General features: G+C 48.9%; 15 protein-coding genes and 4 tRNA genes. 11 read left to right on the top strand and 8 right to left on the bottom strand.

The features are described from left to right. Positions 1–603: 603 nt before the first annotated feature. The 6 genes from putP to QSJ47_RS06455 form a co-directional block, all read right to left on the bottom strand. Positions 604–2,082, bottom strand: a complete 1,479-nt coding sequence (putP, locus tag QSJ47_RS06480) for a sodium/proline symporter PutP (protein WP_285602809.1) — start codon at positions 2,080–2,082, stop codon at positions 604–606. Positions 2,083–2,175: 93 nt separating this feature from the next. Further along, the gene (locus tag QSJ47_RS06475; protein ID WP_285602808.1) at positions 2,176–5,721 is read right to left on the bottom strand and encodes a bifunctional proline dehydrogenase/L-glutamate gamma-semialdehyde dehydrogenase; all 3,546 of its coding nucleotides are present in this window, start codon (positions 5,719–5,721) and stop codon (positions 2,176–2,178) included. Between the two features lie 118 nt (positions 5,722–5,839). Continuing rightward, positions 5,840–5,916, bottom strand: a tRNA-Arg gene (locus QSJ47_RS06470). Between the two features lies 1 nt (position 5,917). Next, positions 5,918–5,994 (bottom strand) — tRNA-Arg (locus QSJ47_RS06465). 33 nt (positions 5,995–6,027) lie between these two features. Then, positions 6,028–6,104, bottom strand: a tRNA-His gene (locus QSJ47_RS06460). Positions 6,105–6,119: 15 nt separating this feature from the next. Then, positions 6,120–6,197: transfer RNA gene (locus QSJ47_RS06455), tRNA-Pro, on the bottom strand. Between the two features lie 179 nt (positions 6,198–6,376). On the opposite strand from QSJ47_RS06455, the gene QSJ47_RS06450 reads away from it, so the two are divergent. The 9 genes from QSJ47_RS06450 (at position 6,377) to QSJ47_RS06410 (ending at position 14,164) form a co-directional block, all read left to right on the top strand. Then, a complete protein-coding gene (locus tag QSJ47_RS06450; RefSeq protein ID WP_221272494.1) occupies positions 6,377–6,991 on the top strand; it encodes an XRE family transcriptional regulator in 615 nt (204 codons plus the stop codon). 84 nt (positions 6,992–7,075) lie between these two features. After that, entirely contained in the window at positions 7,076–7,678 is a 603-nt protein-coding gene (locus tag QSJ47_RS06445; RefSeq protein WP_285602807.1) for a cytochrome c3 family protein, read from the top strand. A gap of 38 nt (positions 7,679–7,716) precedes the next feature. After that, complete coding sequence (locus QSJ47_RS06440; RefSeq protein WP_221272496.1) at positions 7,717–9,090, top strand: multiheme c-type cytochrome; 1,374 nt, start codon at positions 7,717–7,719, stop codon at positions 9,088–9,090. After that, complete coding sequence (locus tag QSJ47_RS06435) at positions 9,080–9,868, top strand: NAD+ synthase (RefSeq protein WP_285602806.1); 789 nt, start codon at positions 9,080–9,082, stop codon at positions 9,866–9,868. The genes QSJ47_RS06440 and QSJ47_RS06435 overlap by 11 nt, the downstream gene beginning before the upstream one ends. After that, positions 9,865–10,770, top strand: coding sequence for a tetraacyldisaccharide 4'-kinase (locus QSJ47_RS06430; RefSeq protein ID WP_285602812.1), 906 nt, complete (start codon positions 9,865–9,867; stop codon positions 10,768–10,770). The genes QSJ47_RS06435 and QSJ47_RS06430 overlap by 4 nt, the downstream gene beginning before the upstream one ends. Before the next feature lie 45 nt (positions 10,771–10,815). Beyond that, entirely contained in the window at positions 10,816–11,394 is a 579-nt protein-coding gene (locus QSJ47_RS06425) for a TerD family protein (protein ID WP_221272498.1), read from the top strand. Between the two features lie 9 nt (positions 11,395–11,403). Then, positions 11,404–12,006, top strand: coding sequence for a TerD family protein (locus QSJ47_RS06420; protein ID WP_221272499.1), 603 nt, complete (start codon positions 11,404–11,406; stop codon positions 12,004–12,006). Beyond that, positions 12,003–13,175, top strand: a complete 1,173-nt coding sequence (locus QSJ47_RS06415; RefSeq protein ID WP_221272500.1) for an HD domain-containing protein — start codon at positions 12,003–12,005, stop codon at positions 13,173–13,175. Before QSJ47_RS06420 ends, QSJ47_RS06415 begins: the two co-directional genes overlap by 4 nt. A 44-nt stretch (positions 13,176–13,219) precedes the next feature. Then, a complete protein-coding gene (locus tag QSJ47_RS06410; protein WP_285602805.1) occupies positions 13,220–14,164 on the top strand; it encodes a hypothetical protein in 945 nt (314 codons plus the stop codon). On the opposite strand, the gene QSJ47_RS06405 is transcribed toward QSJ47_RS06410, so the two are convergent. After that, positions 14,161–14,925 carry a hypothetical protein gene (locus tag QSJ47_RS06405; RefSeq protein WP_285602811.1) on the bottom strand — a complete coding sequence of 255 codons (765 nt, stop codon included), beginning with the start codon at positions 14,923–14,925 and terminating at the stop codon, positions 14,161–14,163. The two genes, QSJ47_RS06410 and QSJ47_RS06405, sit on opposite strands and share 4 nt — an antisense overlap. 70 nt (positions 14,926–14,995) lie before the next feature. Between QSJ47_RS06405 and mnmG the strand changes: the two genes are divergently transcribed. Beyond that, positions 14,996–16,885, top strand: coding sequence for a tRNA uridine-5-carboxymethylaminomethyl(34) synthesis enzyme MnmG (gene mnmG / locus QSJ47_RS06400; protein WP_285602804.1), 1,890 nt, complete (start codon positions 14,996–14,998; stop codon positions 16,883–16,885). After that, complete coding sequence (gene dapE, locus QSJ47_RS06395) at positions 16,872–18,008, top strand: succinyl-diaminopimelate desuccinylase (protein WP_285602803.1); 1,137 nt, start codon at positions 16,872–16,874, stop codon at positions 18,006–18,008. Before mnmG ends, dapE begins: the two co-directional genes overlap by 14 nt. On the opposite strand, the gene hsrA is transcribed toward dapE, so the two are convergent. Beyond that, a complete protein-coding gene (gene hsrA, locus QSJ47_RS06390; RefSeq protein ID WP_221272503.1) occupies positions 18,005–18,682 on the bottom strand; it encodes a homeostatic response regulator transcription factor HsrA in 678 nt (225 codons plus the stop codon). The genes dapE and hsrA overlap by 4 nt on opposite strands. Between the last annotated feature and the right edge of the window lie 3 nt (positions 18,683–18,685).

Below are 18,685 nucleotides of genomic sequence, written 5' to 3'. Positions count from 1 at the left end.
TCTTATGCAAAGCAATGCAATGATTGTAGCAATGCTATAGAGGCGCAGAAGTTTGCCGATGTGCTTATTTTTGCTTGAATTGTAGAGTTTCTGCTTGTAGGCGATTAACATGAGGGTATTGTAATTTGAAGATCATACTCATTAAATATCTTTTCTACTGGCGCATAACTTAGTCATGCCAGTCTATTTTTATAAGAAACATAGGTAATCTTGATTTTAATCATCATGCTAAGAAGTTCCATAAAGCCTTTTCTGTCTAAAGACATCTCGTTTTTAATGTCGGAATAATAGATATTATTTACGGATCTTCCTTTAGTGTTAAAAAAGAGATTCAATTTTTCCACTTGATTTTGTAAGTCTCATTTCTGCCTTTTAGTGCTTACCATAGCATAAATCACATTCAGTCTTTTGCCTTTAATTCCTGCTAAAGCCCACTAAAGAATAAACATCAGAATCGTTATATTTACTAGTGACCGTAATGCCAAGACCCCCAAAAACATCCTAAAATCCACCGAAAAAGATCTGACATAGAAAACCACGAGGCGTTTAAGTATGAGCACCTAAAGCACCTTAAAAGAGTGAGTGGGTGCGTGAATTAGAACTTTAGCCCTCTTTTCTCACTTCTTGCATCACCAAATCAAAGGCATCTTTTGTCCCCGGGCGCACAGAACTTAGTAAGCTAAAGACGATGATCGCTAGAGAGCTGGCTAAAAAGCCGGGGACAATCTCGTAAATGTCTAAAAAGCTTCTGCCAAACTTGTCGTATAAAATCACTGTGCTCGCTCCAAAGATCATGCCCATGATTGCCCCGAGCCTTGTCATGCGCGCCCAAAAGAGGGAGAACAAAATCACCGTTCCAAAGCTTGCTCCAAAGCCCGCCCACGCATAGGATACGATTTTTAACACGCTAGCGTTGCGGTTGGTGGAGATGAAAAAGGCGATAAGCGCCACCGCCAACACCGAAGCCCGACTCACCATCATCACGGTCTTTACTGGGGCTTCTCTATTAAAAATCTTGGAGTAAAAGTCTTCAGCAATAGTAGAAGAGCTGACTAGAAGTTGCGAGCTGGCGGTGCTCATCACGGCGGCCAAAATGGCGCTTAAGAGAACCCCACTGATCCACGGGTTGAAGAGAGTTGCGCTCATGTGGATAAAGATTTTTTCAGGGTCGGCTAGGCTTAAATGAAACTTCGCCACATACGCTACACCAAGTAGACCAATTAAGCAAGAGCCAATAAGGCTGATCGCCATCCACGAAATGCCCACAGTCGTGGCTTGGGGGATTTCCTTAATGGAGCGGATAGACATGAAGCGCACCAAAATGTGCGGTTGCCCGAAGTAGCCAAGCCCCCATGCCAAACTAGAGATCACCGCCACAAACGAAGTGCCCTCGAGAAAAGTTAGATTGCTGGGTTTAACATGGGCAATGATGCTAAAACTTTCTTGCAGTCCACCCAAATGATAAAGCATCATGCAAGGCACCGCCACCAATGCCCCCATCATCAATAGCCCTTGGATCAAATCCGTCCAACACACCGCCTTATACCCGCCCAAAAAGGTGTAGGTTACGATGATGAGAGTCCCCGTGATGAGCGCATGGTTGTACTTCACCCCGAAGGTCGCCTCAAAGAGTTTCGCCCCGCTCACTAGCCCCGAGGACACATAAAAAGTAAAGAAAATCAAGATCACCACCGCCGAGATCAGGCGCAGAATGTGTTTATCATCGCTAAAGCGGGTTTCAAAGTAATCGGGGATGGTGATAGAATTATCGATCACGCTAGTATACACCCGTAAGCGTTTTGCCACCAACACCCAATTGATGGTCGCCCCGATGGTGAGACCTATGGCAATGTGGCTGTTAATGAGCCCGCCCACATACAACGCCCCGGGCAGACCCATTAAAAGCCACCCACTCATATCACTCGCCCCCGCACTTAAAGCGCTCACCACGGGCCCCATAGAACGATCCCCTAAAAAATAATCCTCTGTGGTTTCATTATTCCTGTAAAAATAAAACCCAATGGCGAGCATTAACAATGAGTAAAGAACAAAAACAATCGCAATCTGGTAACTAATTTGCATGGATCTCCTTGATTTTTTTAAGCCCTTGCATTTAAACTACCATAAAAGTAAAAAAAGTCAAAATCAAAACCGTCAACCCCCCAATCTTAACCTTTATCCTGCGTGCGCTTTGGCTTTAAGCCCCCTTGCGCCCAAATTGCCGTAGCGGTGGTAGGAAATGCTGATGGACTTTTCTAAGTGGTAGTTTAAAAGCTCAAAGCGTCCACAGCATAGAGCCTTGGCATTTGCCACCACAATCCCCTGCTTGCTGCTGGCTTCATAAAGCGTGTCTAATTCTTGACTAAAGTAGCGCACCCGCCCAAAATTGCTAAGTTTTTGGCTAAACTCCTCCAAGCTCTCGTAAACAATGGTGGGGTTGAAGTGGTGTTTGAGATACTCCACGCACTCTAATAAGAGCGGGGCGTGGGGGTTGTCGCTCTTGCTAACGAGGCTAATGGTGAGTGGGATTTGACACACGGCCGCTGCCATCAGCACGCTGAAAATGTCAATGAGGCTATCCTCTGGGCATACACGATAGCCAATGCTAGACACCTTAGTGTAGGTGAACCAATTTTCCTCACCGCGGATTTGCACATAGTCTTTCTTTTGGGTGAACTCGGCGGCGTTGTAGTGGGCGTAGTTGCGCGCCATCTGCACAATTTCTTTAAGCATGTCGCTGTGGTGTTGGTTGAAGGACTCCAGGGCTTGGATGAAGGGTGTGTTCCCGCTGTGGGTGTTCTCTGTGGGGATTTCCTCAATGTGGACAAATTGCGTGATGTAATTATAAATCCCCACCTTGCGCCCAAGCCCCACTGCCGATTTTTTCACCCCACCAAAGGGCTGGCGCAAAACAATCGCTCCGGTGGTGGGCTTGTTGATGTAAAGATTGCCCACTTCAATGTTGTTGATGTAATACTCCCACTCGCGCTCATCCAAAGACTCCAAAGCCCCCGTGAGACCATAGCCCGTAGAATTGGCGATCTCCACGGCTTCTTTTAAATCTTTGGCTTTCATTACAGACAAATAAGGCACGAACAACTCGGTCATGTGCGTGTAGTCGCCCTTTTTCGTGCCGTATTTAATACAAGGCTTCATAAGATAGGCATTGTCGTTTAAAAACTCAGGCTTGATCGCCCATTCCTCGTGGGATTCGATGTTGTTGAGCGCCTTTTGCACCTTGGGGCTAGGCGTGTCTGCCAAAGTCCCGATTTTATTCCACAACGCCAAAGGATCGCCCACGCTCATGGACTGGGTCGCGTCCACGAGGGTGCGCTTAAAGTCTGGGTCGTTGTAAACCTCTTCTTCTAAGATCAAGAGAGAGGTTGCCGAGCATTTTTGCCCCGAATTGCTAAAAGCAGAGTGTACCACATTGCGGATCGCCTGATCTCTATCTGCCATTTTGGTAACAATAGTGGCGTTCTTGCCTCCGGTTTCAGCACTGAGTGCCAAAGTGGGGCTAGCCTCTAGCATGCGCTGTGCGGTGTCCTCTGAGCCGGTCAACACGGAGAACTTAATGTCAGGGCTTTTTAAAAGGAATTTGCTGACATCCTCGCCTTTGCAGGGCAAGTAAATCAAGGCATCCCTTGGCACGCCCGCATCCCAAAAGCACTCACATAGGCGGTAACCCACCACCGCGCTAAGGCTGGAGGGCTTGTAAATCACGCTATTGCCCGCTGCTAAAGGGGCGGCGATCGTGCCCACGGAAATGCCAATGGGGAAGTTCCAAGGGGCGATCACCACACCCACGCCCTTAGGCTTAAAGCGCACTTCAGGGTGTTGCTCTAAAAGTTTTTGCAAGCTGTGGGGGTAAAACTCCAAAAAGTCAATTGCCTCGCTCACCTCAGCATCGCTTTCCATAAAGGTCTTGCCCACTTCAAGCGCACTAAGCCCGATCAAATCCCCCCGTCTGTCTCTAAAGTTCTGCGCCACTTTGCTTAAAATGGCGTGGATTTGGCTAAAAGCTTGGTGCCCAAAGGTGCTGGCTTTGGCAGATTCTAGGGCTTGTTGCATCACCGCTTCGTTGGCTTGGGCAATGGTGGCGATTTTTTGGTGGGCAATTTTGTCAAAGACTTGCAAAGTTTTACAGCCCTCTTTGTCGTAATCGCGCCCGATCACAGGGAAGAGCTCCACAATGGCAGCGTTCTTGGTCTTGTCGACAATTTGATCCGCCCATGCGCGGTTTGCCCGCAAAATAAAATCTGTGTCGCTTTCGTTTTTAAAGGGGTGGTTGGGGTAGGTGCTTTGCGCGGGCTGGTGGGTGTTGCGATCCTGGGTGCGTCTAGGGCTGTTGTCTATATTTTCAATGCCCGCAATGCTTTTTAAAAAGCGATCTTCTTGGTCCTTCCACGCAGGCGAGTCCACCTTAAGGTTAAAAAACGCCTTCATAAAGTTGTCTGCGGCCGTGTTTTCATCTAGGCGGCGCACGAGGTAGGCGATGGCGTTGTTGAAGTGTTTTTCATCGCACACGGGGGCGTATAAGATGAGCTTATGCATTTCTTTAAGCTCAAAGCTAGCCTGCAAGCTCATGCCCTCAAGCATTTCAAAGGTGAAGTGCTCCAAAGCCACGGGGTCGTTTAGGGTGTGTATGCGGGTGTAGGCGTAGGCGATCTCAAAGAGATTATGCGAGGCGATCCCGATGTGGATGTATTTGTAATTCTCATCACTTAAGACATAATCTAACATTTTATTATAATTCGAGTCGGTGTCTTGCTTGCGGCTAAAGGTGGGCAGCGACCACCCGCGCATGGATGCGATCGTTTCCTCGCTCTCCATGTTCGCACCCTTAACAAAGCGGATTTTAATGGGGGGCAAGTTGCTTAAAACCCTCTCTTTAGAGAACGCCACTAATTCCTTGAGATATTCATAGGACTCGGGGATATAGGCTTGCAACACGATACCCGCTTTTAAGGGGAATTTAGAGATGGACTCTTTAAACGCTGCCACCGTGAGCTCTAAATCCTTATACTCCTCCATGTCTAGGTTAATGAATTTATCCATGCCTTGTTTTTCTTGTTCCTCCAGCGCAAGGCTGTAGAGCTTGTCTAATCTTTTCACCACCTCTGTTTTAGACTGCTCAAAGTCTAGGATATTGATTTGGGAGAAAATCGTGGTGATCTTGATAGAAATGTATTCAATGTAGCTAGACCTGATCGCCTCCTCGTATTTGTGCATGCGATAGGACGCCTCAGCCTCGCCTAGCACTTCCTCCCCGATGAGATTGATGTTGAGCGTGATTTGGGCTTGTTGGCGTTTTTCAATCTTATCTTTTAAGCTGTCGCTGCTCTCATCAAGCACCAAACTTTGGGTATCTTGGCGAATCTTACGCACAAAGAAGGGCACGCTCATGGAAGGCGCAAGTTTGCCCACGCTCAAAAAGCCAAAGAGTAAAAACTTCTCAAAGCCGCTAAAAAAGTCGGCGATGCCGTATTTTTTTAGCGTGTGCTCGATCAAATCAAAGCGTGCGCTGTTGTCTTGACAGCGAAAAGAGCGATCTAAAAGCTCGATCAACATCACCTTATTTTCAGCGTTGGCTAAGAGCTTTTGCATCTTGTTATGGAACGAGCGCTCTTCTAGGCTTAAGTGGTCGCTGATTTTACTTTGCAAGGTGCGGGCTAGGGTTAGACTGGAGTGGATCACTTCCTTATCGGGTTGGGCTGTCATGCAAGTCCCCTTTCATAAAACTAAAATAAGCCCGCAGTATAGGACAATAAAGTTAATAAAATGAGGCGAAAAATCGAAGTATTATAAACAAAGTGAAAAGGGGGATATCTGGGTAGAGTGGTGCGCTTGACAGGACTTGAACCTGTGGCCTACGGCTTAGAAGGCCGTTGCTCTATCCAGCTGAGCTACAAGCGCATGGTGCGCTTGAAGGGAGTCGAACCCCTAACCCCCAGATCCGAAGTCTGGTGCTCTATCCAATTGAGCTACAAGCGCTTAAAACAATTGAGTAAAAAAGTAATGGGGAAATGGGGTGGGTGATGGGGCTTGAACCCACGACCCCCAGGACCACAATCTGGTGCTCTAACCAACTGAGCTACACCCACCATAAAAAACTTTGCTGGTCGGGGCGAAAGGATTCGAACCTTCGACCCCTTGGTCCCAAACCAAGTGCGCTAACCAGACTGCGCTACGCCCCGCTACTCCGTAAGAGCGGGTATTCTAGCCAAAACTAGGTTAAATGTCAAGGTAAGTCCTAGAGGGCAAAGCGCATGGAATCCATAGAATAGCTACTTTAGCCGTATCTCACCCAGATTATGGTATATATCCCACTTGAAAGTGTATTTTATGTTACTTAAAATCTAAAAAAGGAGCTCGAATGTTAAAAGAAAAACTAAAACAACTAAGAAACGCCAATAACCTCACACAAGAAGAACTTGCGATCAAGTGTGGTGTGAGTTTACAAAGCATCAAGCGCTACGAGAGCGAACAAAAAAGCAACATCACTTTAGACACCCTGGAAAAGCTAGCCAATGCTTTGAACACCGACTTGCACTTTTTCACTTCCACCCACCACGAGATGGAGGATATTATTATGGTGCCCTATCTCAAGGACATTAAGGTGAGCGTGAATAAAGACCCACACAACGATGAGACCATGACCTTCTTGCCCCAGAGCAAGTCGTTTTTGATCCGCCGTTTTGGGCTCACTTCTACCGAGCATTTGGGGTTCGTGCAGGCGGTGGGCAATTCTATGGAGCCACGCATCAAGGAAAACGATTTACTGCTTTTCCAAAGCGATGGGACGCGCTATGAGGGGGCGGTTTATGTGGTGAACTTGGGTGGGGAGCATTACATCCGCCGCCTAAGCAAACGCCCCCAGGTCTACCTGATCAGCGACAACCCCGTGTATAAACCCATTGTGGTGGAAAACCTAGACGAGCTCACAATTTTGGGGCGGGTTGTTGGCGTGTTACACACTTTCAATATTTAACATTATCTTTGGAGGTGGGATCTGTTAACTTTTTTGTGTCATTCTAGGGCGGATTTGAAAGCAGATTAATTTAAGCGGGTTGTGATGGGTTTTTTGCGTATATTGCAAGAAAAGCGTTTCTTCTTGTTTTGGCTTTTTTGTGGGGGATGTGTGCTGGGCGTGGTGTTGACGGTGATCACCGTGCAGGCGGTGGAGTGGACGGGCGATGATAAGTTCTGTGGCATGTGCCACATCATGACCCCTGAGCTGGAGTCCTACCACTTAGACAAGCACGGTGGGCATAACCACACGGGGGTGAAGGCAGAGTGCGTGGATTGCCACCTACCCCACGATAATATCATCCATTATTTCGTGGAAAAGACCTTGCTTGGAATGGAAGATGTTTATGGCAACACCATGAAAAACCCCCGCAAATTTGACTGGGAGATGAATCGCCGCGAGGCTAGAGACTATGTCTTTGACTCCGGTTGTTTGCGCTGCCACACTAACCTAAAAGACGCCACACAATCTAATATGAAAGCCTTTTTACCCCACAGGGACTACTTTGCCAAACTCACCAAAAAGCATTGCGTGGAATGCCATTTGGATGAGGTGGGGCATAAAAACTTAGGCATCCACCTAAGGAAGTTTTTAAAACAAGACTACAAACCGACTGTGCGTGCCTTGATCAGCACGAGCCACAACTAAAGGAGTAAAAATGTTGATTTTACTAAAAGGAGAAAAGCATGCGTGCTAGTTTGGCTGGATTTTTAGCCTTTGTGTTCTGTCTAGGGTGGCTTAGCGCACACCCACCCAGAGGGGGGACAAGCATCGATAACGCAATGGATACACAACTGCCCTTAAAAACTTTTAGGGGCATGAAAGCAGAGGCTAAGGGCTGTATTGAGTGCCACGCTAAGAAAAATCCGGGGATTGTGGCGGATTGGAAAATGAGTCGCCACGCTCACGCTGGGGTGAGCTGTATCGACTGCCACGCCGTGAGTAAGGATAGCCCCATGCTCACTAGGGATGGACATGAAGGATCTAAGGTGCCCATCTCTGTGTTGGTTTCCACCAACACCTGCGCCAAGTGCCACGAAAAGGAAGTGACCGAGTTTCGCCACAGCGGGCATGTAAGAGGTGCGGTGCAAGTTTGGGCCAAAGCAAACATGCGTGATCTGATGGTGATGGTGGAGGGTAGAAACCACCCCGATTTAAAATACGCCCCTGCGGCTACGGGTTGTCAACAATGCCACGGCTCCATCATCAAGCTTGATAAAAACCGCCGCCCCACCCCCGAAACTTGGCCCACTTATGGCATCGGCACCGCCTTTCCCGATGGCTCTGTGGGTAATTGTGCCAGCTGCCACAGCGCGCATAAATTCAGCCTAGAAGAGGCGAGAAAACCCGCTGCGTGCGCAAGCTGCCACTTAGGACCCGATCACCCCGACATCGAAATTTACAACAACTCTATGCACGGGCATGTCTTCAACGCCGAAGGGGCTAAGTGGAACTTTGATGCTGCGCCGGGCACTTGGAAAGTCCCTGATTTTAGAGCCCCCACTTGCGCTACATGCCACATGAGCGGAAACACTAAAAGCATGGTAACGCACAATGTGAGCCGCCGCTTAAAATGGAACTTGTTTATGCCCCTTAGCAAACTACGCACGGGAGGGTATGAAACCGCCAGCGATGATTTTAAATACGAAAATAAAATCACCATCGGTAACCCCCTAGCGGGTAACCCCAAAGGTCCAGAGGCCGCCCGCGCTGAAATGAAGGCGGGTTGTATCGATTGCCACAATAAGCAACACATCGATAACTTCTTTGTCATGGCGGATAAAAACATCATGCTCTACAACGAGTATTGGAAGGAAGCGGTGAAAATGAAGGATGAGCTTGCTAAAAAACACCTGCTTGGCAAAGACATGTGGAGCGATGACTTCCAAAACACCATGTATCATATGTGGCACCACGAGGGTCGTCGTATGCGTCAGGGTGGCATCATGGCTGCGCCAGACTACTCACACTGGCATGGGGTCTTTGAGGTCCAACAAGACATAAGAAAGCTTAGAAAAATCTACGCCAAACGCCTCAAAACCAATAAAATTGAGGACTAAACCCCAAGTTGCCCCTTTAGCGGGGCTAGCCCCCACCACCCTAGACACCCTCGTTTGCTTTTTACAAACCCAAGCCACCCAAAGGGGCTTTAGGCGAGTGGTCTATGGTCTAAGTGGAGGGGTGGATAGCGCGGTGGTGGCTCTGCTGTGCCAAAGGGCGTTTAAAGACAACGCCCACGCCTTGTTAATGCCCTCCCTTAGCACCCCCCAAAGCGCGCTAACACACGCCACAGAGCTTTGCGAAAGCTTTAACATTGCCTACAGCCTACACTCCATCGCCCCCCACCACGCCCTTTTTAAGGACAGCCACAAAGATGCAAGCCTCATTAGGCAGGGCAATTTTTGCGCTAGGTTACGCATGGCAACCCTTTACGATCACGCTCTAGAGCGCAACGCCCTAGTTGTCGGCACGAGCAATAAGAGCGAGCGGTTACTTGGCTATGGCACAATTTTTGGAGATTTGGCATGCGCAATCAACCCCATAGGCGATTTATATAAAGGCCAAATTTACACTTTGGCACGGCTTTTACAAGTGCCCGAAAATATTCTAAACAAGCCCCCGAGTGCGGACTTTTACGCCGGGCAAAGCGATGAGGATGAGCTAGGTTTTAGCTACGCCGAAATTGACCCCTTACTTTTTGCCATAGAGCAAAACCCCCATTTAGACACAAACGCCCTTGTGGCCCTAGGCTTTGCGCCCACCCTAGTTACCAGCGTGCAAGAGCGCATGGCAAAAAACGCCTTCAAGTTAGAAATGCCCGCCATTTGCCCTCTATGACTTGGCTTGAGCGTTATTTTTACGCCCCCACACTCTGCCAAAAAGCCCTAGCCTACGCCCTAAGCCCCCTATCTTTAGTGTATCAAACAATAGCCACAATGAAACGCCAAGTTGCGCCCTTTGAGGATTTAGGCATTCGAATTGTCAGCGTGGGGAATTTAGTGGCCGGGGGCAGTGGCAAAACCCCTTTTATTTTGGCTTTGGCACAAGTATTAGCCCCGCTGTATCAAGTGGTGGTGGTGAGCCGGGGTTATGGGCGCACTTCTAGGGGGCTTGTGGTGGTGAGTGAGGGAGGCAAGGTGTTAGTGGAGCAAAACATGGCGGGTGATGAGGCGTTTTTATTGGCAAGTAAGTTAAGCACCTGTGGCGTGGTGGTGAGCGAAAAGCGCAAAATGGGGGTGTTGAAGGCTAAAGAGATGGGCGTACAGGTGGTGCTTTTAGACGATGGCTTCCGATTCAATTTTAAGAAGCTGAGCATTTTGCTAAAGCCCGCCTTAAAACCTTATTTTGACTTTTGTTTGCCCAGTGGCATTTACAGAGAGAGCCCTAAATGCTACGCCCTCGCCGACCTTGTGGTGCAAGAGGGACTAGATTACACTAGACACACAAAGCTTTTAAACTCCACTCAGCGCATGCTCTTGGTTACGGCTATCGCTAACCCCACACGCCTAGACCCCTATTTGCCCCCCCTGGTGGGCAAGCTCTACTTCAAAGACCATGCCACTTTTGACTTCAAACGCCTCGAGCGCGCTTACAAAGAGCACAACGCCACTTCGTTATTGGTTACGGCTAAGGACGCAGTGAAGCTCACAAACTGCCCCCTGCCCTTAAGCCTTTTGGACTTGCGTCTAGAGATCGCGCCCCAAATCCTAAAACAAATCTTAGATTATCTCGCCCATTAGCCGAAAATCTGCTAAAATGCCTTTTATTTTTAAAAAGGAGTGCTTATGTCTGTCAGTTTAGTCAAAGGGGGGCGGGTGTCTTTGAATAAGGAAAAACCCGGGCTGTCTAAAATCGTTGTAGGCTTGGGTTGGGATGTCAATAGCACGGATACGGGCGCAGATTTTGACCTAGACGCTTCGGTGTTTTTGACGGCGGGCAATGGTAAGGTGAGCGATGATGCGAATTTCATCTTTTACAACAATCTTAAAAGCAAGGACGGGGCGGTGGTGCATATGGGCGACAACCGCACGGGGGCAGGCGAGGGTGACGACGAGCAAATCAAGGTGGATTTAGCCCATGTAGATAGTGGGGTGCAAGAAATCCACATTGTGGTTACCATCCACGAAGCCGAAACCCGCAAGCAAAACTTCGGCATGGTGCGCCACGCCTTCGTGAGGATCGTCGATGAGAGCGACAACCAAGAAATTTTGCGCTACGACTTAGAGGAGGATTTTTCGGTAGAAACCGCTTTGATGTTTGGCAGGTTGTATCGGGATGGAGCGGATTGGAAGTTTGCCGCCGTGGGCACCGGCTTTAAAGAGGGCTTGGCGGGCTTTTGTAAGCAATTTGGCGTGAATATTTAGGGGGGGCAAATGGCGGTCAGTCTAGTTAAGGGGCAAAAAATTTCGCTTAAAAAAGAGAGTGGAGAGAAATTAAGTGCCTTTTGTGTGGGGGCAAATTGGGGGGCGATCAGCAAAAAAGGGTGGTTTGGCAACACCAAGACGGAAGCCGTGGATTTGGATTTGAGCGTGGGGCTGTTTGCGGACACGAAGTTCGTAGATTGTGTGTATTATGGCAAGCAAGCGGCTAGCGGGATCAAGCACAGCGGGGATGACCGCACAGGCGATGTGGGGGGCGATGACGGGCTAGACAATGAAGTCATTAGCATTGCCCTAGACAGCCTGCAGCCAGAGATCACGCAATTAGTCTTTGTGTTAAGCTCCTACACCCACATTAAATTTGACGCGATCCCTTTTGCAAGTATCCGCTTATATGAGGGCACGCCTAGCCAAGTCAAATCTATTTTTGCGACCTACAATGTCGCCAACAATGCCGCCTTTGCGGGCAAAGAAGCCATGATTTTAGGCAAGCTCTATCGACACAATGGGGAGTGGAAGTTTAGTGCTATTGGCGAGCCCACCTCTGACTCTAAACTCGAAGACTTGCTTTTAAAGTCTGTGCCTAAGTACCTATGACCCCTCCCCTCTTAAGCAAGGCTCTCTTAGAGCGGCTCTTTGTGGCCGCCTCTATCCGCCGCTGGAACGACCAAGCTTGCCCCATTGAGTTTAGCGAGTTAGACAAACAAGCCCACAAGGCGATGGTAGTTGTCCTGTTGGCTAAGCACCATGTGGGCGTGGATTGGGACAAGCTGCTCTCCTACTTTTGCTTTGAGTTTTTAAGCCGTGTGGTGCTGACTGACATTAAGCCCCCCATTCACTACAAGCTCTTAGAAAAGCATCGCATAGACCTAGCTGCCTATGTGTGGGGCGTGCTTGAGCCTGAAGTGAGGGGTTATGGTTTATTCTTAGCTTTGCAAGATTACTTTTGTAACCCCCCTAAAGATTTAGAGAGCCAATTACTCAAAGCCGCCCACGACTATGTGTCGGCGTGGGAGTTTGGTTTTATCTACCGCTTTTACCCTAAGGGCTATGGGGTGCAAGACATTCAAGACAGCCTAGAAAAATCCCTAGCAAAGCACGCCCCCATTTTAGAAAAAGTGGCGCATTTGGAGCTCTTAGCCTCCATGTTCGGGCAGCTGCGTTTTCAAAAGCGCTGGAGTCAAACCCCCCGCGTGCCGCCCACAAGCGTGCTAGGGCATGCGCTCTTTGTCGCCTTTTGTGCTTTCTTGCTGAGCTTTGATTTAAAAGCCTGCCGCCAAATGCGTTTAAACCACTTTTTGGGCGGACTGTTGCACGACTTGCCCGAAGTGCTGACCAGAGACATCATCTCGCCCATAAAACACGGCGTGAAGGGGCTAGAGAGCCATTTAAAAGACCTAGAGGCGGAGGTGATGCAAGAGCACATTTGGCGCTACCTGGATGCAGATTTGGCGCAAGATTTGCGCTATTTCACAGAAAAGGAATTTGACGACCGCTACATAGACCCCACCACTAAAGAAGTGAAGAGTTTAGAGAGCAACACCGCTCTTTGGGAGTGCTTTAACGAAGATAGGTTTAATGGGGTGAGTGGGCGGTTGTTAAAGTTTTGCGATCAATTGAGTGCCTTTTTAGAAGCTAAAATCTCCATTGCGCATGGCATTAAAAGCGATGTGTTGGTGCATGGGGCGAAGAAAATCCAACAAAAATGCCAAAGCACTTTTTTGCAAGGGGTGCATTTGGGGGCGTTGTTCGGGGAGTTTGCCTGAAGTTTTTACTCCTCTGCCTTTTTGGCTTGCTGCACGCAGCGGCGGTGATCACTTTAGATGTGCAAGCCAATGCAAGGTTAGCCACTTCTAACGCCAATGAGGGCACGATGATTGCCAAAATGCAAGAGCATTTGCACCTCTTTAGCCAGCTGCTAGAGCGCGCCAAAGAGCAGGCCGCCACCCTAGAGGGCATGCGCCACACCCTAGAGCAAAGCCAAGCCCTCAGTGAAGCTAACATTGCCCCCCTAGAGCCCATGCGCGCCTATTTAGAGCAGGAGTTGCAGCACGCCAAAGAGCAGGAGCAGGAGCTGCAAACGCGCCTAAGCGCCTATGAGCACGCCCAAAACGCCCAACTTGCACGCCTCAAGCGCGCCTGTGCGTGGCTGGACTTTGACACCGCCACAATTACAACCCCCAATGACACCGCCCAAGAGATTTTAAACCAGCTTAAGGAGCAAAACCCACCCCTAGCCCCCAAGCCCTTAAGTGCCCTTCTTTGCCAAAAGGTGCAAGCTAGAGAAGCCAGCGCACAGCACCAAGAGCGGCTAAAAAGCATGCAAGAAGCCCTGCTTAGGGGGGATTTTACCCACTATGAAGAGCTGCAGGCGAAGGACTTTAACGCACTTGCAAGTTTTAATGAGAATGCCCAAAAGCCCCCCACCCACGCCCTAGAACAGCGCCTAGCAGAGTTGCAACATAGATTTGCCAAAAACCCCCTAGAGCAGCAAATTAAAAGCCTCAATGAAAAACTCGCCACCGCTTTAAAACAAGCCAAAGACACCAACGCAAGGGCTGTAGCTTACGCCACCTACAACCAGCAAGCCCAAGCTTTAGAGCTTAAATTGCTTTTAGAGCTCACACGGCATTTAGCCTTTTTAAACGAAACGATGGCGATGCAGGTGGGGATTTTGGCTAAGAGCGCAAACACGCCTTTGAACACCCCCCTTAACGCCCACACCCCTCTAAATGCCTATGGTTTTCCTAACTAGCCCCTAGTGTCTAATAAATTTTCTTCAAAGCTAAAGAGCGGTTCGGGCAGGGCTTTGGCGGTGTAAATCTCTATGTGGCTAAAGCCCTTGAGGCTATCTATTTGCCCCCTTAAGAGGTTTGCCACGCTCTCATACGCCACGCCAAGGGACAGACAAACCCCCCCCTCTTGCTTGTAAAGCACGCCCTGCAGAGGACCTAAGTGTGGGTAGAGGGCGTAAAATTCTAAGCGTTCTTGTTTGCCCCCCTTTTTAAACTGCACCAAGGACTCTTTATGCCCGTCTGTGATGACAAAGCTCGCCACTTCATGCTGCAAAGAGAGCAAGAGATTGCCAAAGAATAAAAAGTCTTGGCGGGTGGGGGCGTGGGTGAAGTTCTGCAAAATCTGCTCGTGATAGTCTTTAAAGACTTCCTTACTCTCATGGCTTAAGAGTTTATGCAATTCTTGCAAGTCCAGCTTTAAGGGAGCGTTTTTCAGCTCGCTTAGGATGGGCGGTTGTGGGATTAAATTAGAGAGCATGGTCGCGCCCACGGAACTTTTATGCACCAAAGCCCAATAGGTTTTGCCTAAAACAAGGTTCTTTTGGCTCTTGCTCTCTAAGATTTGGTTGCCCAGCTGTAAGAGGTATTGATCCGCCCCCTTTTTCTCTAACACCTTTAAGAGCAGGGGTAGCGTCCCGTTGAAGTTTTGCGCCTGCGGATGGTCTTTTAAGAGGTCTTGGAGCAAGCCGAGTTGTTGGAGCGCATTGATGGGGTTTAACATGGGCACAATTCTAGCATAAAGCCCTTGTCGGTTAAGTCAGCGTTAACATGTTTCACAATAGAATAGGGACATGTTGAGTCATTTTGATATAGTTGTGGTGGGTGGTGGACACGCCGGCATTGAAGCGTCCGTTGTAGCGGCAAAAATGGGCGCAAGGGTGCATTTACTCACCTTGTTGATTGAAAATATCGGGCTCGCCAGCTGTAACCCTGCCATTGGCGGGCTTGGCAAGGGGCACTTGGTTAAGGAAGTGGATGCGCTGGGCGGGGTTATGGGGGTGCTCACGGATATGAGCGGCTTGCAGTTTCGCACTTTAAACGCCTCTAAGGGTCCAGCGGTTAGGGGAACTCGGGCGCAAATTGACATGGACGCTTATCGCATCAACGCCCGTAATTTGGTGCTCAACACCCCGAATTTGAGCGTGTCGCAGGAGATGGTGGAGGGGCTTTTAGTGGAGGGTGGGGCTGTGGTGGGCGTGAAAAGCGCGCTGGGTAAGGAGTATTACGCCAAAAAAGTCATTTTAACCACGGGGACTTTTTTACAAGGTTTGGTGCATATTGGCACGCACCGAAGCCAAAATGGGCGTTTTGGCGAGAGCGCAGCGGTGGCGCTGTCTTTAAACCTTGCGGATTTGGGCTTTGAAATGGGGCGGCTTAAGACGGGCACCTGCCCTAGACTTGCCGGGGCCAGCATTGATTTTAGCCAACTAGAAGCGCACGGGGGCGATTTAACCCCTCCCAAGTTTAGCCATCACACCAAGGATTTTAACCCCCAACAGCTGCCTTGTTTCATCACCTACACGAACGCAAACACACACGCGATTATCCGCCAAAACTTCCACCTAGCCCCTATGTTTAGCGGGCAGATTGAGAGCGTGGGGCCGCGCTACTGCCCGAGCATTGAAGATAAAGTCTACCGCTTCCACGAAAAAGAACGCCACCAGCTTTTCTTAGAGCCGCAGACGAGGAGCTGCAGCGAGTATTATGTCAATGGTTTAAGCACTTCTTTGCCCTTTGAGGTGCAAGAGCAGGTCATCCACTCCATTAAGGGCTTGGAACACGCCCAAATCACGCGCTATGGCTACGCCATTGAATACGACTTTATCCCCCCCACACAGCTCAAATACACCCTAGAAACAAGGCAAGTGGGTAATCTCTATTTGGCCGGCCAAATCAATGGCACTACGGGCTATGAAGAGGCAGCCGCACAGGGGCTTATGGCAGGTATCAATGCATGTTTAAGCCTACAAAACAAGCCAGAGCTAGTTTTACGCCGCGATGAGGCGTATATCGGGGTGATGATAGATGATTTGGTGAGTAAGGGCACGCAAGAGCCTTATAGAATGTTCACTTCAAGAGCGGAGTACCGCTTGCTTTTAAGAGAGGATAATGCCCGCTTAAGGCTTGGCGCATACGCCTATGCTTTGGGGCTGATGGGCGACGCAGAATATAACGCCCTTTGCGCCCAAAAAACGCAGATCCAAAGTGTCTTAGAGAGGCTCAAAAACACCGCCATCACCCCCACTAAGGAAGTGTTAAAACGCTTAAAAGACGCAGACCAAGCCCCCCTAAATGACAAGTGCGATGGGGTGTTTTTAATGGGGCGGGAGGGCTTTAGCCCGGACATTTTGCCCGAATTTTTGGGTTTTGTAACAGAGCTTGAGCCTTTTATTTTAGAGCAGATTAAAATTGAGTGCAAATACCACGACTACATCGCCAAACAAAGCGCGTCCATTGCCAAAATGGCGCAAATGCTAAACACCCCCATACCGCTAGATTTTAACTACCAAAGCATCACAGGTTTAGGGCTAGAGGCGTGCGAAAAATTGGAGAAATTCCGCCCAAAAAGCCTTTTTGAAGCCTCCCAAATCAGCGGGATCACCCCCGCAAACTTAGAGGTCCTGCAACTTTATTTACACCTACACCAAAAACTCAAGAAAACCCCCCATGAATCCCACTAAAATCGCCCAAAAGCTCATAAGCTACAAAACCATCACTCCCAAGGAGGAGGGGATTTATGAGTATGTACAATCGCTCTTGCCCGACTTCACGCCCCTAAGGGCAGATAAAAACGGGGTAAAAAATCTTTTTTTGACAAAGGACTTTGGTGGAGAAAACCCCTTGCACTTTTGCTTTGTGGGGCATATAGATGTCGTGCCTGTGGGGCAGGGGTGGCGTTTTGCGCCCTTTGGCGGAGAAATTGTAGAGGGGTGTTTATATGGGCGGGGGGCACAGGACATGAAAGGTGGGGTGGCGGCGTTTGTGTGCGCCCTGCAGGAGTTTTGCGCCAAAGTTGCCCCAAATACACCCTTAAGACTCTCTGTTTTACTCACAAGTGATGAAGAGGGTCCGGCGGAGTTTGGCACAAAATACATGCTAGAAGTGTTGCAAGAAAAAAAATTACTGCCCCATTTTGCGCTTGTGGCAGAACCCACTTGCGTCAAGCATTTGGGCGATAGCGTGAAAATCGGGCGGCGTGGTTCGATTGCGGGCAAGCTTACCATATATGGCGTACCTGGACATGTCGCCTACCCTAAAACTTGCTTAAACCCTATTGATGTCGTTGCTGATAAGCTAAATTTAGTTGCGGGGGCATTTTTAGACAAAGGAGACACTAACTTTGAGCCATCTAGGCTTGTCATCACTTCCATGAAAACCGACTCGAGTGCTGAAAATGTTACCCCAAAGACCCTAGACATCGCCTTTAATGTCCGCAACTCGCCCGCCACGACTTTAAAAGACCTTGAAAACTTTTTAGAAATTGTCCTTGCCAAAGTCCCCTACGACTTGAATCTGAAGCAAAACTCCATGCCCTTTCTCTCATCTAAGGACTCGCTCTTGGTGGGGTGTTTAGAGCAAGCTATTAGTGAAGTTTTAAACACCACACCCACACTCAACACAAACGGAGGGACAAGCGACGCACGATTTTTACATGCCTTTGGGGTGGAGGTGGTGGAGTTTGGGCTGACCAATGAGCACATACACGCCATTGATGAACGCTTGGAGATCAAGCAACTCGAGGGCTTGAGCCTTGTTTTCTTAAGGCTCTTGGAACTCATCGCCCAAAGGGGCTTGAAGGTTTAGTTGGTGCTGCCTTTAGGGTAGCAAAAGCGATAACCCCTACGGCGCACGGTTTCCACCGTGGAGATGCCTAAAGGTTTATCCATTTTTTGGCGGATTTGGTTGATCGCCACTTCAATCACATTAGGCGTTACAAGTTCGGGTTCTTCCCAAATCGCATCTAAAAGCTGCTCTTTTGACACAATTTGATCCCTATGTCTAGCAAGGTGTGTCAACACTTCAAAGGGCTTGCCCTTCACTTCAATTTCCTTGCCCTTATACACGATTTTCTCTTCATCGGGATTAATGATTAAATCCTCAATCTCAATGATACTAGAGCCCCAAAAACGCAAGCGCGCCTCGATCCTTGCCACCAAAACCCCCATGTCAAAGGGTTTGGCGATAAAGTCGTCCACGCCCTCTTTAAATGCCTTGATCTCTTGCTCGCTCGAGTCATGCTCGGCCAAAATGATGCTGACAATGGAGGGGTGTTTGGCTTTGGCGTAAGGCACGAGGCTTAAACCATTGCCATCTTTGAGTTCAAACCCAATCAGCACCAAATCATAGTTGCGGATACTGATATAATATTCCCCATCCTCAAGATTTTCGGCGACATCAACTTGAAAACCCTTTTCATTGAGAAAGGTGCTGACCTCTTTACTCAAGTCCCCATCGTTTTCGACTAATAAGATACGCATTTC

This window comes from Helicobacter sp. NHP22-001 (genome assembly GCF_030270165.1).
GTDB classification, from domain to species: domain Bacteria; phylum Campylobacterota; class Campylobacteria; order Campylobacterales; family Helicobacteraceae; genus Helicobacter; species Helicobacter gastrofelis.
This window is presented reverse-complemented; position numbering and strand designations above follow the sequence as displayed.

Bases quoted from the DNA above. Each gene is read 5' to 3' on its own strand.
- QSJ47_RS06405 (WP_285602811.1), bottom strand. From the start codon at position 14,925: ATGTTAAACCCCATCAATGCGCTCCAACAACTCGGCTTGCTCCAAGAC.
- QSJ47_RS06420 (WP_221272499.1), top strand. From the start codon at position 11,404: ATGGCGGTCAGTCTAGTTAAGGGGCAAAAAATTTCGCTTAAAAAAGAG.
- hsrA (WP_221272503.1), bottom strand. From the start codon at position 18,682: ATGCGTATCTTATTAGTCGAAAACGATGGGGACTTGAGTAAAGAGGTC.
- QSJ47_RS06430 (WP_285602812.1), top strand. From the start codon at position 9,865: ATGACTTGGCTTGAGCGTTATTTTTACGCCCCCACACTCTGCCAAAAA.
- QSJ47_RS06445 (WP_285602807.1), top strand. From the start codon at position 7,076: ATGGGTTTTTTGCGTATATTGCAAGAAAAGCGTTTCTTCTTGTTTTGG.
- QSJ47_RS06425 (WP_221272498.1), top strand. From the start codon at position 10,816: ATGTCTGTCAGTTTAGTCAAAGGGGGGCGGGTGTCTTTGAATAAGGAA.
- putP (WP_285602809.1), bottom strand. From the start codon at position 2,082: ATGCAAATTAGTTACCAGATTGCGATTGTTTTTGTTCTTTACTCATTG.
- QSJ47_RS06440 (WP_221272496.1), top strand. From the start codon at position 7,717: ATGCGTGCTAGTTTGGCTGGATTTTTAGCCTTTGTGTTCTGTCTAGGG.
- mnmG (WP_285602804.1), top strand. From the start codon at position 14,996: ATGTTGAGTCATTTTGATATAGTTGTGGTGGGTGGTGGACACGCCGGC.
- dapE (WP_285602803.1), top strand. From the start codon at position 16,872: ATGAATCCCACTAAAATCGCCCAAAAGCTCATAAGCTACAAAACCATC.
- QSJ47_RS06450 (WP_221272494.1), top strand. From the start codon at position 6,377: ATGTTAAAAGAAAAACTAAAACAACTAAGAAACGCCAATAACCTCACA.
- QSJ47_RS06415 (WP_221272500.1), top strand. From the start codon at position 12,003: ATGACCCCTCCCCTCTTAAGCAAGGCTCTCTTAGAGCGGCTCTTTGTG.
- QSJ47_RS06475 (WP_285602808.1), bottom strand. From the start codon at position 5,721: ATGACAGCCCAACCCGATAAGGAAGTGATCCACTCCAGTCTAACCCTA.